The 14,507-nt window shown below is 62.3% G+C and carries 15 protein-coding genes; 2 read left to right on the top strand and 13 right to left on the bottom strand.

What is annotated here, in order from left to right:
- Nucleotides 1-150: 150 nt before the first annotated feature.
- The 6 genes from acpP to HU719_RS04090 form a co-directional block, all read right to left on the bottom strand.
- Nucleotides 151-387 (bottom strand): acyl carrier protein, encoded by a 237-nt coding sequence (gene acpP / locus HU719_RS04115; protein ID WP_186521117.1) that lies wholly within the window; start codon nucleotides 385-387, stop codon nucleotides 151-153.
- A gap of 204 nt (nucleotides 388-591) precedes the next feature.
- Complete coding sequence (gene fabG, locus HU719_RS04110; RefSeq protein ID WP_186521118.1) at nucleotides 592-1,332, bottom strand: 3-oxoacyl-ACP reductase FabG; 741 nt, start codon at nucleotides 1,330-1,332, stop codon at nucleotides 592-594.
- A 16-nt stretch (nucleotides 1,333-1,348) separates the two neighbouring features.
- Entirely contained in the window at nucleotides 1,349-2,287 is a 939-nt protein-coding gene (gene fabD, locus HU719_RS04105) for an ACP S-malonyltransferase (protein ID WP_186521119.1), read from the bottom strand.
- Between the two features lie 166 nt (nucleotides 2,288-2,453).
- Nucleotides 2,454-3,464, bottom strand: coding sequence for a phosphate acyltransferase PlsX (gene plsX / locus HU719_RS04100; protein WP_186521120.1), 1,011 nt, complete (start codon nucleotides 3,462-3,464; stop codon nucleotides 2,454-2,456).
- Nucleotides 3,465-3,467: 3 nt separating this feature from the next.
- The gene (gene rpmF / locus HU719_RS04095) at nucleotides 3,468-3,650 is read right to left on the bottom strand and encodes a 50S ribosomal protein L32 (protein WP_003247154.1); all 183 of its coding nucleotides are present in this window, start codon (nucleotides 3,648-3,650) and stop codon (nucleotides 3,468-3,470) included.
- A 13-nt stretch (nucleotides 3,651-3,663) separates the two neighbouring features.
- Nucleotides 3,664-4,191: a YceD family protein gene (locus tag HU719_RS04090; RefSeq protein WP_186521121.1), complete on the bottom strand. Its 528-nt coding sequence runs from the start codon at nucleotides 4,189-4,191 to the stop codon at nucleotides 3,664-3,666.
- Between the two features lie 223 nt (nucleotides 4,192-4,414).
- Here HU719_RS04090 and HU719_RS04085 point away from each other — a divergent pair, with 223 nt between their 5' ends.
- A complete protein-coding gene (locus tag HU719_RS04085; protein ID WP_186521122.1) occupies nucleotides 4,415-4,993 on the top strand; it encodes a Maf family protein in 579 nt (192 codons plus the stop codon).
- Nucleotides 4,994-5,039: 46 nt separating this feature from the next.
- Here the strand turns inward: HU719_RS04085 and HU719_RS04080 are convergent, their stop codons facing one another.
- The 3 genes from HU719_RS04080 to rluC are packed head-to-tail and all read right to left on the bottom strand — an operon-like array spanning nucleotide 5,040 to nucleotide 7,666.
- Nucleotides 5,040-6,029, bottom strand: a complete 990-nt coding sequence (locus HU719_RS04080) for a S49 family peptidase (RefSeq protein WP_186535319.1) — start codon at nucleotides 6,027-6,029, stop codon at nucleotides 5,040-5,042.
- 2 nt (nucleotides 6,030-6,031) lie between these two features.
- Nucleotides 6,032-6,709 carry an HAD family hydrolase gene (locus tag HU719_RS04075; protein WP_186521124.1) on the bottom strand — a complete coding sequence of 226 codons (678 nt, stop codon included), beginning with the start codon at nucleotides 6,707-6,709 and terminating at the stop codon, nucleotides 6,032-6,034.
- A gap of 3 nt (nucleotides 6,710-6,712) precedes the next feature.
- Complete coding sequence (gene rluC, locus HU719_RS04070; RefSeq protein ID WP_186521125.1) at nucleotides 6,713-7,666, bottom strand: 23S rRNA pseudouridine(955/2504/2580) synthase RluC; 954 nt, start codon at nucleotides 7,664-7,666, stop codon at nucleotides 6,713-6,715.
- Between the two features lie 782 nt (nucleotides 7,667-8,448).
- Between rluC and rne the strand changes: the two genes are divergently transcribed.
- On the top strand, nucleotides 8,449-11,676 hold the full coding sequence (rne, locus tag HU719_RS04065; RefSeq protein WP_186535317.1) for a ribonuclease E: 3,228 nt from the start codon (nucleotides 8,449-8,451) through the stop codon (nucleotides 11,674-11,676).
- A 404-nt stretch (nucleotides 11,677-12,080) separates the two neighbouring features.
- Here rne and murB read toward each other — a convergent pair whose 3' ends face one another.
- From murB to HU719_RS04045, 4 genes are read right to left on the bottom strand one after another with little or no spacing between them, the layout of a single operon-like run.
- Nucleotides 12,081-13,100: a UDP-N-acetylmuramate dehydrogenase gene (gene murB / locus HU719_RS04060; protein ID WP_186522644.1), complete on the bottom strand. Its 1,020-nt coding sequence runs from the start codon at nucleotides 13,098-13,100 to the stop codon at nucleotides 12,081-12,083.
- Nucleotides 13,097-13,561, bottom strand: coding sequence for a low molecular weight protein-tyrosine-phosphatase (locus HU719_RS04055; RefSeq protein WP_186535315.1), 465 nt, complete (start codon nucleotides 13,559-13,561; stop codon nucleotides 13,097-13,099). Before HU719_RS04055 ends, murB begins: the two co-directional genes overlap by 4 nt.
- Nucleotides 13,561-14,325, bottom strand: coding sequence for a 3-deoxy-manno-octulosonate cytidylyltransferase (gene kdsB, locus HU719_RS04050; protein WP_186522640.1), 765 nt, complete (start codon nucleotides 14,323-14,325; stop codon nucleotides 13,561-13,563). The genes HU719_RS04055 and kdsB overlap by 1 nt, the downstream gene beginning before the upstream one ends.
- On the bottom strand, nucleotides 14,322-14,507 hold the full coding sequence (locus tag HU719_RS04045) for a Trm112 family protein (protein WP_049861532.1): 186 nt from the start codon (nucleotides 14,505-14,507) through the stop codon (nucleotides 14,322-14,324). The genes kdsB and HU719_RS04045 overlap by 4 nt, the downstream gene beginning before the upstream one ends.

The following is a 14,507-nucleotide window of genomic DNA, read 5'->3' as shown; positions in this document are numbered from 1 at the left end:
ACTCTCCTCTTTCCTGATAACAGAGTTTCTTGCCAGTGCACTTGCCATGGCGAATGGAATGGCAGCAAACCCCGGTCCTTGCAAAGAAAAAACCGCACTCCGGCAACGGTAGTGCGGTTTTCCCCGACAAGAAGCGTCGACTAAAGCGTCTTAGGCCTTGTGGCTGTTGACGTAGTCGATGGCTGCTTGAACGGTAGTGATCTTCTCGGCTTCTTCGTCAGGGATTTCGGTCTCGAATTCCTCTTCCAGGGCCATCACCAGCTCAACGGTGTCAAGCGAATCGGCACCCAGGTCTTCGACGAAGGAAGAGGCATTGTTCACTTCTTCTACTTTGACGCCCAGTTGCTCGGCGACGATTTTCTTGACGCGTTCTTCGATGGTGCTCATACCTAGTTTTCACTCCTAATGGATATATGTCAGGCAACTGACCGGCGCCCAATTTTATAGAAAGACGTCTGCTTTTCAAGCGAAACGAACCTTCCGACTGGCCAACGTGTCCGCCGCCTGGAATCTGATTGCAGCTTTATAACGGATTTTAGGCTCGCAGTATGACTATTTTTTGAAGCAATCCGTCACATTGCACTGCATTTTTTACATGTACATCCCGCCGTTGACCGGCACGGTGGCACCGGTAACGTAGGCTGCACCGTCCGATGCCAGGAACGAAACCACCTTGGCGATTTCGTCGGCCTGGCCCAGGCGGCCCAGTGGAATCTGGGTTTGCAGGGCTTCGCGCTGCGCTTCTGGCAGCTCGCGAGTCATGTCGGTGTCAATGAAGCCTGGGGTCACCGAGTTGACGGTGATACCACGCGAACCGACTTCACGCGCCAGTGCACGGCTGAAACCTTCGAGGCCGGCCTTGGCGGCGGCGTAGTTGGCCTGGCCGGCGTTGCCCATGGCACCCACCACCGAGCCGATACTGATGATACGACCCCAACGCGCCTTGGTCATGCCACGCAGCACGCCCTTGGACAAACGGTAGAGGCTGTTCAGGTTGGTATCGATCACATCGAACCACTCGTCGTCCTTCATGCGCAGCATGAGGTTGTCGCGGGTGATGCCGGCGTTGTTGACCAGAATGGTCGGCGCACCGAACTGGGCGCCAATTGCACCCAGTACTGTTTCAACGGACTCGGCGCTGGTGACGTTCAGCTCCATGCCAGTACCGTCGATGCCGTGCTCCTTGAGCGTGGCAGCAATGCGCTCGGCGCCGGATGCCGAGGTGGCGGTACCGATCACGATAGCGCCCTGGCGGCCCAGTTCGAGGGCGATGGCTTGGCCGATGCCGCGGCTGGCGCCGGTCACCAGTGCAACTTTACCTTGCAGACTCATGCAAGCGTCTCCAGATTCAGGCCAGCGCCGCACGGGTGGCGGCGACGGCGTCAGGGGTATTGAGGTTGTAGGTGGTCACGCCGTCGGCGCAACGCTTGTTCAGGCCAGCAAGCACTTTGCCCGGGCCGCACTCGACCAGGTTGACCGCACCATTGGCAGCCAGCGCCTGTACGCATTCAACCCAGAGCACTGGCTGGTGCAACTGGGCCAGCAGGTCTTGCTTGAGTGAATCCAGGCTACCGGCGACGGCGGCGCTGACGTTCTGCACCACCGGAATTTGCGGGGCCTTCCAGTCGATGGCGTTGACCGACTCGGCAAAACGCTCGGCGGCCGGCTTCATCAGGGCACAATGCGACGGCACACTGACCGCCAGCGGCAGGGCGCGCTTGGCGCCCTTGGCTTTGCACAACTCGACGGCACGATCGACAGCCGCCTTGTTGCCGGCGATAACCACCTGGCCTGGGGAGTTGAAGTTGACCGCACTGACCACTTGGTCTTCGGCAGCTTCAGCGCAGATTTCAACGACTACCGCGTCGTCCAGGCCGAGAATGGCGGCCATGGCGCCATGACCTGCCGGCACCGCTTCCTGCATCAGCTGGCCACGACGCTCGACCAGACGCACGGCGTCCTTGAGCGACAGGCTGCCTGCGGCTACCAAAGCACTGTACTCGCCAAGGCTGTGGCCGGCGACGAAGGCCGGCTGTGCGCCGCCCTCTTCGAGCCAAAGGCGCCACAGAGCGATGGAGGCGGTCAGAATGGCCGGCTGGGTCTTGTCGGTTTGGTTGAGTTGTTCTTCCGGGCCTTCCTGGACCAGTTTCCACAGGTCGTAGCCCAGGGCCTCGGAGGCTTCCTTGAAGGTTTCGACGATCACCGGCTTTTCGGCGCCGAGCTCGGCGAGCATGCCCAGCGACTGGGAGCCTTGGCCGGGAAACACGAATGCGAGGGATGCAGACATTGAACAAGCCCTTATGATCTTGTCGTCGGATGGGTACGCCAGGCTGCATGCCGGGCGCGCAATCTGAACACTTGGATGAGTACGGGGGCCAAGCGGTCACATTTAAGCATTTAGCGGGCGCTATGCCCAAAGCGTTTGTTTTACGCAGCTTTACCGCAACAGCCGGTTACGGCAGCAGATCTTCCAGCCGCCCATGCAAGCGCTGCGGGAGGTTTTCCTGAATCTCGATCAGCGCGCGCTGAATGGCGCTCTGCAAACCTTGCACGCCTGCCGAGCCATGGCTCTTGACCACAATCCCCTGCAGGCCCAGAAAACTCGCACCGTTGTGCCGCGCCGGCGCAAGGTCTGCCTGCAAGCGCTTGAGCAGGGGCATCGCCACCGCCCCGGCAAGCCGCGACATGACGCCGCCCTTGAACAGCTTCTCGATACGTGCAGCAATCATCAACGCCAGGCCTTCGCTGGATTTGAGCAGGATGTTGCCGACAAACCCGTCGCACACCACCACATCGGCCTCGCCACGGTACAGCCCGTCACCCTCGACGAAACCGACATAGTTGAGGCCGCGGGCGTTCTGCAGCAGCGTGGCCGCCAGCTTGACCTGCTGGTTGCCCTTGATGTCTTCGGTACCGATATTGAGCAACGCCACCCGCGGGCGATTGACGCCCAGTGCTTGCGCAGCCACCGACCCCATTACAGCGAACTCGACGAGGTTCTGCGCGGTGCAATCGACATTGGCCCCCAGGTCGAGCAACTGGCAATAACCCGCCTGGGTTGGAATGGCTGCCACCATGGCCGGGCGATCGATGCCAGGCAGGGTTTTAAGCACGAACCGCGACAGCGCCATCAGCGCGCCGGTATTACCAGCACTCACGCAGGCATGCGCCTTGCCATCACGCACCAGTTCAAGGGCGACGCGCATCGACGAATCGGGCTTGCCTCGCAGCGCCTGCGAAGGCTTCTCGTCCATGCCCACCACCTCGCTGGCCGCAACAATTTGCAGGCGCGCGCGATCCGCAGCCGAAAGGCCACTGAGCAGATCTTCTAGGAGGGAGGGTTGACCGACGAGGGTCAGGTGGAGCGAGGGTGTAGCCGAAAGGCAGGCAATGCTAGCCTGGACAATGTTGCGGGGACCGAAGTCCCCGCCCATTGCGTCGATCGCGATGATCTGAGCGGACAAGGATTACTCGTCAGCGCCCTTGTCGACGACTTTGCGACCACGGTATACGCCTTCTGGCGAAACGTGGTGACGCAGGTGTACTTCACCGGTGGTCTTTTCGACCGACAGCGCGTTTTCCGACAGAGCGTCGTGCGAACGGCGCATGTCACGGGCAGAGCGGGATTTTTTGTTCTGCTGAACAGCCATAATTGATTAACTCCTAAACGTTTGGGTCACGCTTTAACTGCGCCAATACACTGAACGGGTTGGACCGTGATACCTCGTCCTTGCTCGGTTCGGGCTCATTTGCTCCCGCCGGCTGCTGGCATTCTTCCGGATGATGAGCAGGTACGATCGGCAGGGCGAGCAGCAGCTCTTCCTCGATCAGCGCCTGCAGATCCAAAGGATCTTCGCCCAGTTCCAGCACGTCATAGCCTTTCGGCAACGACTGGGTATTCGCACCCTCCTTTACCACCGCGTACGAACACTCGCTGTGGATTGGAAGGGTGACCAGCTCAAGACAACGCTGGCAAACCATTTTGACCTCGACGTCGAGCTCGCTGTGGATAACCACAGTGTGCTGTTCGTCTCGCTCAAAATCGAACTTCGCCTGCACCATACCGACATTGTCGGAAAGCGGGTCGCAGAGTCTTTCCAAATCGGCGAGTGACAGCGAACCGTTTAGGGTTACGCCGCGATCGGCCAATTTGCGCGGGTCAACGTGAGGTGGAATCGGGTCATTCAACATAGGCGCAGCATTCTAGGGATGGACCCCCGCCCTGTCAAAGGAAATTCAGCACTTGGTACACAAGGGGCTGACCAGAGGATATCTGCACCCACTCGCAAGGCTCTGAAACAGGGCCGGGAACACCCGTTTACTGCAGTACAATCGGCCTTGCACCTGGCCTCGTCGTAGCAAAAACAGCGTTGCGACAGGCCACAGAATTGCCGCATCCGACCAGGAGTCAACCATGCTTCCTTTATTACTGGCCTCCAGCTCCCCTTACCGGCGTGAACTGCTCACCCGCCTGCGCCTGCCCTTCACCTGGGCCAGCCCAGACCTTGACGAGCGCCGCCTGGGCGAGGAGCCCGCCGCCGAACTGGTCAGGCGCCTGGCCAGACAAAAGGCCGAAGCACTGGCAGGCAGCCACCCCAGCCACCTGATCATTGGCTCCGACCAGGTGGCGGTACTGGGCGAACAGATACTCGGCAAGCCGCATACCTTCGAGCGTGCCTGCGAGCAACTGCTTGAAGCCAGCGGGCAGCAGGTCTCCTTTCTGACCGGTATTGCGCTATTGAACAGTGCTACCGGGGCTTGCCAGGTCGACTGCGTGCCATTCACGGTGACCATGCGCGAACTGGACCGCGAGCGCGTCGAGCGCTATGTAGCCGCCGAGCAGCCGCTTGATTGCGCCGGAAGCTTCAAGGCAGAGGGGCTTGGCGTGAGCCTGTTCCAGAGCACACATGGCCCGGACGCAACCAGCCTGATCGGGCTACCCCTGATCAGGCTGGTCGACATGCTACACAAAGAAGGCGTGCAGATACCCTGAGCGCGACGGGAGGCCAAACCCCGCATGGCGCAGCGCAACCACCAGATCAGCGCAGCGCGGGCGCCTGCAGACCCATGTACAGGGCCAGGCGCTCGGCTACGCTTGCACCAATGCGCTTGGAGAAGCGATCGAACGGCGACTCCTGCACAGTGAAGTCAACCAGATCCTTCTCACCGACGATCTCGCGAGCCACATAGCTGGCACTGCCAAGGCCATCGATCAAACCGAGCTCCTTGGCCTGCTCGCCCGACCAGATCAGGCCACTGAACAGCTCAGGGTGCTCTTTGTCCCTCAGGCGCTCTCCCCGCCCCTGCTTGACCATCGCGATGAACTGCTTGTGGGTAGTGTCCAGTACACCCTGCCAGAACGCCGTCTCTTCAGGCTTTTGCGGCGAGAACGGGTCGAGGAACGCCTTGTGCTCGCCTGCGGTGTAGGTACGCCGCTCCACGCCGAGCTTTTCCATGGCGCCGACAAAGCCGTAACCGGCCGCGGTGACGCCAATGGAACCGACCAGGCTGGCCTTGTCGGCATAGATTTCATCGGCGGCACTGGCGATGTAGTAAGCACCCGAGGCACCCAGGTCGGCGATCACCGCATACAGTTTGATAGCCGGGTATTCGCCACGCAGGCGGCGGATTTCATCATAGACATAGCCGGACTGCACCGGGCTGCCGCCAGGGCTGTTGATGCGCAGCACCACGGCCTTGGTTTTCGGGTCCTTGAACGCCTCACGCAAGCTCTTGACCAGATTGTCGGCGCCTGCCGGCTCCTGATCGGCGATCACCCCGCGCAATTCGACCAGCGCCGTATGGTTGGTGCTGCGCGATGCGGCCTTGTCTACATCCAGCAAGGGCGTAAACAACGCAATCATGCCGAACAGGTAGATAAAGGTCAGCAACTTGAAGAAAATCCCCCAGCGCCGCGCCCGGCGCTGCTCCTGAACACCGGCAAGCAGCGTCTTCTCCAGCAGCTTCCAGCTTTTGCGGTCTTCGTTATCCACAACTTCGGACTCGGGTGCTTTCCACTCGTCAGCCATGCTCACCTACCCTGGAATGTAAACTGCGCAGGGCCCAGCCACTGGCGCAATTGAGAAAAATGCTCGATGCACAGCTGCGGGCCGAACTCGGCCAACGCCTGCAGCGACATGGCACCATAGCCGACCGCCACCGAGTGCATGCCAGCATTGCTGGCCATTAACAGATCGAATGCAGAATCTCCGACCATCAATGCCCGCCCCGGTTCTACCTGGCAATGCGCGAGAATTTCCTCAAGCATCAGTGGGTGAGGCTTGCCGCGGGTTTCGTCGGCAGCGCGGGTAATGTCGAAAAACGCCTGCAAGCCATTGGCCTTGAGCACACGGTCCAGCCCGCGGCGCGCCTTGCCGGTTGCCACCGCCATGCGATAGCCCTCCTGGCGAAACGCTTCGAGCGATTCCACAACACCTTCGAACAGCGGCGATGGCTGCTGATCCAGTGCCGTGTACACGTCCGCGTAATGCTGGCGGAACACCTCGAGCCGGGCGGGAGACAAATGCGGATACAGCGTCGCGATCGCCTCCACCAGCGCCAGGCCGATGATGCCCTTGATCGCCTGGTCACTGCTGGGGGCCTCACCCGCGAGCTCGGCAGCCATATTCATGGCTTCGACAATGCGGCCAATGGAGTCAGCCAGGGTGCCGTCCCAGTCGAAAATCAGCAGGTCGTATTTTTTACTCATCACTCAGGACGCCAGCCGCTCGACGGCCTTGGCCCACATTTCGTCTACCGGCGCCTCAAGCTTGAGCTCACCACCATCAGGCAGCGGCACGGTCAACTGGTAGGCATGCAGGAACAGGCGCTTGCCGCCCAGCTCGCGAATCTCGCGGGAGAAATCTTCGTCGCCGTATTTATTGTCACCGGCGATCATGTGCCCGGCATGCAAGGTGTGCACGCGGATCTGATGGGTACGACCGGTGATCGGGCGCGCCTCGACCAAGGTGGCAAACTCGCCGAAGCGGCGCAGGACGCGGAACAGGGTCAGCGCCTCCTTGCCCTCGTCATTGACTTCGACCATGCGCTCGCCGGAGCGCAGGTTGCTCTTTTGCAACGGCGCATTGACCTGCTTTTTGGCAGTCGGCCAATGCCCACGCACCAGCGCCATATAACGCTTGTCGACACCATCACCGCGCAGCGCGGCATGCAGATGGCGCAGCATGCTGCGTTTCTTGGCGATCATCAGCAGGCCGGAAGTATCGCGGTCAAGGCGGTGCACCAGCTCCAGCTCCTTGGCATCCGGGCGCAACTGGCGCAGCGCCTCGATGACACCGAAGCTCAGGCCACTGCCGCCATGCACAGCGATGCCAGCCGGCTTGTTCATCACGATAAGGGCTTTGTCTTCGTAGACAATCGCCGCCTCCAGACGCTGCAACAGGCCCTGGGCGACTGGTGCCGGCTCGTCGCGCTCCGGCAGCCGCACGGGCGGCACGCGCACCACGTCGCCGGCCTGAAGCTTGTACTCGGGCTTTACCCGCCCCTTGTTCACCCGCACTTCACCCTTGCGCAGGATGCGGTAAACCAGGGTTTTAGGTACGCCCTTGAGCGCCGTGATAAGGAAATTGTCGATGCGCTGGCCGGCAAGCTCAGGCGCGACTTCGATCAGCTTTACGCCGGAAGTCGGGGGGGTATTGGTCGTCATGGCCGCGATGATAACAATTTTTTATGGAATTGAAGCACTTAATCATTACTGCTATAGTCGCGAACGCCGCCAAAAGCGGCAGGCCAGCGGCAACAGGCTCTACGCCGGCCCTGACCTTCGCAATTCCCAAGGACGCGAGGCCGTCCTACGGGGTGCTAGCCAGTTTAGTGAATGCCTGAAATCGCCACCAGCGCTGTGTAGAGAAGACCGAAAAAAAACGACAAGTCCGGTGTTTTAGCCTGCTTACCCGCTTCTTTTCGCTGCACCTCTGCCCGCCATCGACGTTTGCGCGCATTCGGGCCAGTGTTCCGGAAATACCTGCCTTGAATATGTTATGGCGCCAGCTCGTGACGGGGCTGGCGAAAAATGCAACCCGTTGCGGATTCAGCGCGCGGCAGCACCGAATTATCAGGGATACGTGCAGGGTGGAGATGCACAGCCTTCGGAACGTGTGGCACAGCGTCCGGCAACCAGCCCACTGTTTGGCTGGCAAGCGGACAATGTCCTGAACAGACGCTCACAGAGCATCCACGGCCGACGGTTGATTCCTCCTCCTGACTGAGTGCACCAAGCCTGGCGGTTGCCACACATGCCCCAGGCCCGGTTTGCACCGCAGCACACAGGACGCGTCGTCGCGACAACGGCAGGCTGGGCAACCGGCTGGTGCCGAACGTTGCTCGACACGGGGGTGGCCCGCCACCCTTTGCGCACCTTGGCACCTATCATGGCAAGTCGTGTGTGCCAAACGCCGTTTCCGGCAGCCCGGAAACCGACGGTACAACATGAAAAGAATGCTGATTAACGCAACTCAACCCGAAGAGTTGCGTGTAGCACTGGTTGATGGCCAGCGCCTCTATGACCTGGATATCGAATCCGGCGCCCGCGAGCAGAAGAAGGCCAACATCTACAAAGGCAAGATCACCCGTATCGAGCCCAGCCTTGAAGCCGCCTTCGTCGACTTCGGCTCCGACCGTCACGGCTTCCTGCCGCTGAAGGAAATCTCCCGCGAGTACTTCAAGAAGGCCCCCGAAGGCCGCGTCAACATTAAAGAAGTGCTGACCGAAGGCCAGGAAGTCATTGTCCAGGTCGAGAAGGAAGAGCGCGGCAACAAAGGCGCCGCCCTGACCACCTTCATCAGCCTGGCAGGCCGTTACCTGGTTCTGATGCCAAACAACCCGCGCGCCGGTGGCATCTCCCGCCGCATCGAAGGCGAAGAGCGCAACGAGCTGCGTGAAGCCCTGAACGGCCTGACCGTTCCAGGCGACATGGGCCTGATCGTGCGCACCGCAGGCCTTGGCCGCAGCAGCGAAGAAATGCAGTGGGACCTCGACTACCTGCTGCAGCTGTGGACCGCCATCAAGGAAGCCTCGCTGGACCGCACCGCGCCGTTCCTGATCTACCAGGAAAGCAACGTCATCATCCGCGCCATCCGCGATTACCTGCGCCAGGACATCGGCGAAGTGCTGATCGACAGCATCGACGCACAGGAAGAAGCCCTGACCTTCATCCGCCAGGTGATGCCGCAGTACGCCAGCAAGGTCAAGCTGTACGAAGACAGCGTACCGCTGTTCAACCGTTTCCAGATCGAAAGCCAGATCGAGACCGCCTTCCAGCGCGTCGTCGACCTGCCATCGGGCGGCTCGATCGTGATCGACCCTACCGAAGCACTGGTTTCTATCGACATCAACTCGGCGCGCGCCACCAAAGGCAGCGACATCGAGGAAACCGCCCTGCAGACCAACCTGGAAGCGGCCGAAGAGATCGCTCGACAGCTGCGTCTGCGTGATATCGGCGGTCTGATCGTCATCGACTTCATCGACATGACGCCTGCGAAAAACCAGCGCGCCGTCGAAGAGCGCGTGCGCGAGTGCCTCGAGGCTGACCGTGCCCGCGTTCAGGTGGGTCGCATCTCGCGCTTCGGCCTGCTGGAAATGTCCCGTCAGCGCCTGCGCCCATCGCTGGGCGAGAGCAGCGGCATCGTCTGCCCACGCTGCTCGGGTACCGGCATCATCCGCGACGTCGAGTCGCTGTCGCTGGCCATCCTGCGCCTGATCGAAGAAGAAGCCCTGAAAGACCGTACCGCCGAGGTACGTGCCCAGGTGCCAATCCCGGTAGCGGCCTTCCTGCTCAACGAGAAGCGCAACTCGATCACCAAGATCGAACTGCGTACCCGTGCGCGGATCATCATCCTGCCGAACGATCACCTCGAAACCCCGCACTTCGAAGTCCAGCGCCTGCGTGACGACAACCCGGAAGTGCTGAACAACCTGTCCAGCTACGAGATCGCCACCAGCGAGACCGAAGAAGCGCCACAGCCAACCGCCACCCGCACCCTGGTTCGCCAGGAAGCCGCTGTGAAAACCGCACCGGCCCGCGCCAACGCACCGGTACCGGCATCCGCCGAAGAGCAGCAGCCTACTGCCCCGGTAGCGGCAGCGCCGAGCGTACCGGAGCCAAGCCTGTTCAAAGGCCTGGTGAAGTCGCTGGTCAGCCTGTTTGCCGGCAAGGACGAGCCTGTTGCCGCGCCTGCCGTGAGCACCGAGAAGCCTGCCGCCGAGCGCACCCCGCGCAACGAGGAACGCCGTAACGGCCGCCAGCAGAGCCGCAACCGCGGTGGCCGTCGCGATGAAGAGCGCAAACCACGTGAAGAGCGCAGCGAGCGTGCCCCACGCGAAGAACGTGCTCCACGTGAAGAACGTGCTCCACGCGAAGAACGCGCACCTCGCGAAGAACGTGCTCCACGTGAAGAACGCGCACCGCGTGAAGAACGCGCACCGCGTGAAGAACGTGCTCCACGTGAAGAACGCGCACCGCGTGAAGAACGTGCACCGCGTCAGCCACGCGAAGACCGCCGCGGCAACCGCGAAGAGCGCGTACGTGAACTGCGCGAGCCTCTCGACGCTACCCCGGTAGAACGTGAAGAGCGCGCCCCGCGTGAAGAACGCGCTCCACGCGAAGAACGCGCACCTCGTGAAGAACGTGCGCCACGTGAAGAGCGTGCACCTCGCGAGGAACGCGCCCCACGCGAAGAGCGTGCACCGCGTGAAGAACGTGCCCCACGCCCACCACGCGAAGAGCGTCAGCCGCGCCCGGACGAGCAGGTAGCCGAACACGCTGCCGAGCAGGCCGAAGAGCAACTGCCGAACGAAGAACTGCTGCAGGATGAGCAGGAAGGCGCAGATGGCGAGCGCCCTCGCCGCCGCTCCCGTGGTCAGCGCCGTCGCAGCAACCGTCGTGAACGTCAGCGCAATGCCAATGGCGAGCTGATCGATGGCGATGAAGAAGGCAATGACGAGCAGCAGCCACAACAACACCAGGCCACCGAGCTGGGTGCTGAACTGGCGGCAGGCGTTACCGTGACCGCAGCTGTCGCTACCAGCAACATCAGCAGCGAAGCCGAGGCCCAGGCCAACCAGCAGGCTGAACGCGCCAACGCCGCAGCGGCAGAGGCCCCGGCCGAAAGCCAGGTAGTTGCCGAGGTTACCGAAGCAGCCGAGCAGGCTCAGCCAGTGGCTATCGAGCCTGTGGTAGAGCAGCCGTTCAACGCCCCGGCCGCGGTCGAGCCGAGCGTGGAGCCCGTTGTTGAAGTCGCGCCGGTGCAAGCCGCAGTGGCCGAGCAACCTGCCGCCGAAGTGCAACCTGCCATCGAAGCGCCTGCTGTTGAAGCGGGTGAAATCGAACAGGCACCTGTTGTCCACGCCGAAGTTGTCGAGGCCCCTGCTGTCGAACAGCCTGCGCCAGTGGCCGAGCCACAGTTGGTCGACGCCACGCCCGAAGCGGTAGAAGCGCCGGTTGTCGAGCAGCCAGCGGAAGTGGTTGCCGAGCCTGTCCCGGTCGCGGAGCAACCAGCCGCCCAGCCGTCGAACGGCCGCGCCCCGAACGACCCGCGTGAAGTACGCCGCCGCAAGCGTGAAGCCGAAGCTGCAGCCGCCGCTGCAGCTCAGGCCGCCGCTGAAGCAGCCCCAGCACTGGAAACTGCCGAAGACGAGCACAAGCCTCATCACGGTTGATTCCACCCGCTGAATGAAAAAGCCCCGCCAGTGCGAACTGGCGGGGCTTTTTCTTTGCCTTCAGGAATGGGGCGTGAAGGGCATGGAAGAGTCTATGGTTTGTACAAGCCTGTTCTGGCCAGACATATCTGCTCGTGGCGAGCGGGCTTGTCCCGCGTTGGGCTGCGCAGCAGCCCTGAAAACCCAGGGGCTGCTGCGCAGCCCAACGCGGGACAAGCCCGCTCGCCACAACTATCTATCATTTCCCACAGGATTGGGACCAACCAGCAATGTTGCGGTTGAGCAGGGCCTGCGATAGGGCCAGAACAAGCCTGCACAGAACCGTGTGCGAGCAAGCCAGCCCTCACGTGCTCCCACAGGCTCGCAGGCAGCCATCATTATCGCTGCCAAGGCCGATAACAGCCTCAGTACAGGTTAGGCTCCATTTCAAGCGACACCCCAAAGCGTGCCAGCACATCCGCCTGGATGCGCTGGGCCAGCGTGTGCAACTGCACCCCGCTCGCCTGGCCGTAGTTCACCAACACCAGGGACTGCAGGCGATGCACGCCGGCATCGCCCTCGCGAAAGCCTTTCCAGCCGGCCTGCTCGATCAGCCAGCCAGCGGCCAGCTTGACCAGCCCATCAGCCTGCGGATAGGCGACCACTTGCGGAAAACCTGCGCGGATCTGCTCGACCAGTGCCGCTGGCACCACCGGGTTCTTGAAGAAACTCCCGGCATTGCCCAGCTCTGCAGGGTCCGGCAGCTTCTCACGGCGAATGCTGCAAATGGCCGCACTGATGGCCTTGGCCGTGACCTGCTCGACACCTTGCTCCACCAGGCGCTGACGCACCGGGCCGTAGTCCAGGTGGGGCAGCAGCGAACGGCTGAGGGCAAAGCGTACGCGCAGGATCAACCAGCGGCCGGGCTCACGCTTGAACAGGCTGTCGCGGTAGCCAAAGGCGCACTCAACCAGCGAAAAATCGCGCAGCTCGCCGCTCTGGCGGTCCAGCGCGGTCAAGCCGGCAAAGACGTCCTTGATCTCCACACCATAAGCGCCGACGTTCTGCATGGGGGCGGCGCCGACGGTGCCAGGGATCAAGCTAAGGTTTTCCAGGCCGCACAGGCCCTGCTCCAGGCTCCACTGCACGAAAGGGTGCCAGGGTTCACCGGCTTCAGCCTCGACCACAACCTGCGCACCATCGTCGCTCAGCACGCGCCGGCCGTGGCTGGCCATGTGCAGCACCAGTGCGTCGATATCACGGGTCAGCAGCAGGTTGCTGCCGCCGCCGATCACAAACACCGGCACCTGCCGTGCAGCGGCCTGAGCCAAGGCTTCACGCACCTGATCGTCGTTACTGGCCTGGGTGAAATAACGCGCCCGCACGTCGATGGCGAACGTGTTGTAAGGCTTGAGCGAGACCTGCTCTTGCCAGTTGCCGGTCATAAGCGCCCCTTGATTTCGATTACCAGCTCGCGACAGGCCGCCTCGATCAGGTCGAGCACCTGCTCAAAGCCCTCCGCCCCGCCGTAATAAGGGTCGGGCACTTCATCCAGGGCCGCGCCGTAGCGGCGCAGAAACAGGTCAAGCTCACCACGGGCGGTGTGTGGGCGCAATGCCTGCAAGTTGCCCAGGTTGCTCTTGTCCATGGCCAGAATCAGGTCGTACTCGCCAAAGTGGGCGGCCTTGACCTGCTGTGCGCGCTGGCGAGACAGGTCATAGCCGCGGGCCCGTGCGGCCTTGCAGGTGCGGCTGTCGGGCGCCTTGCCGACGTGCCAGTCACCGGTCCCGGCAGAGGCGACCTGCACGCGCTCGCCCAGGCCTTCGGCTTCAAGCTGGTGGCGCAGCACCGCTTCAGCGGTGGGTGAACGGCAAATATTGCCCAGGCAGACGAACAGAACGCGCATCAGGCCTCCAGCAAGCGCCGCACGCGCTCCAGGTCTTCGGGGGTATCGACACCCACAGCCGGGGCCTCGATGGCATCGGCAACGTGAATGCGTACGCCGTGCCACAGCGCGCGCAGTTGCTCCAGGGCTTCGGTTTGCTCAAGCCAGCATGGGCCCCAGCCGACGAAGTCCTGCAAGAACCCTACGCGGTAGGCGTACATGCCGATATGGCGACGGTATGGCACGCCAGCCGGGATCTGCTCGCGGCTGGCTGCGAAGGCATCACGCGCCCACGGCAGCGGCGCACGGCTGAAGGTCAGGGCAAGGCCATTTTTGTCGCTGGTGACCTTGACCGCATTGGGGTTGAACACCGTGTGCGGCTCGTCGATAGGCTCCGCCAGGGTGGCGATACCGGCCTCGGGGTGCTCGGCAAGGTTGGCCGCCACCTGGTCGATGATCACCGGTGGAATCAGCGGCTCGTCACCCTGCACGTTGACCACGATGGCATCGGCGGCAAGGCCGAGCTGCTCGGCAACTTCGGCCAGGCGATCAGTGCCCGATTCGTGGTCGGCACGGGTCAGCAGCACCTCGGCGCCGAATGCTCTGCAGGCTGCGACGATGCTGGCATCGTCGGTGGCGATGACCACCCGGCTGGCGCCACTTTTACGCGCCTGCTCCCACACATGCTGGACCATCGGCTTACCGGCAATCGGCAGCAGCGGCTTGCCCGGCAGGCGCGTGGAGCGCAGCCGGGCCGGAATCACCACAGTGAAGTCCAGGCTCATTTGTCCAGACGCTCGTCGTCGGTCAAGGTGCGGGCTTCGGTTTCCAGCATGACCGGAATGCCATCACGGATCGGATAGGCCAGGCCTGCACCCTTGCTGATCAGCTCGGTCTTGTCGGCGCTGAGCTTGAGCGGGCCCTTGGTGATCGGGCAGGCCAGGATGTCGAGCAGTTTGGTGTCCAT

This window comes from Pseudomonas farsensis, assembly GCF_014268805.2.
In the GTDB taxonomy this organism is placed as follows: domain Bacteria; phylum Pseudomonadota; class Gammaproteobacteria; order Pseudomonadales; family Pseudomonadaceae; genus Aquipseudomonas; species Aquipseudomonas farsensis.
The sequence above is the reverse complement of the archived record's forward strand: the minus strand, read 5'-3'. Positions and strand labels throughout refer to the sequence as shown.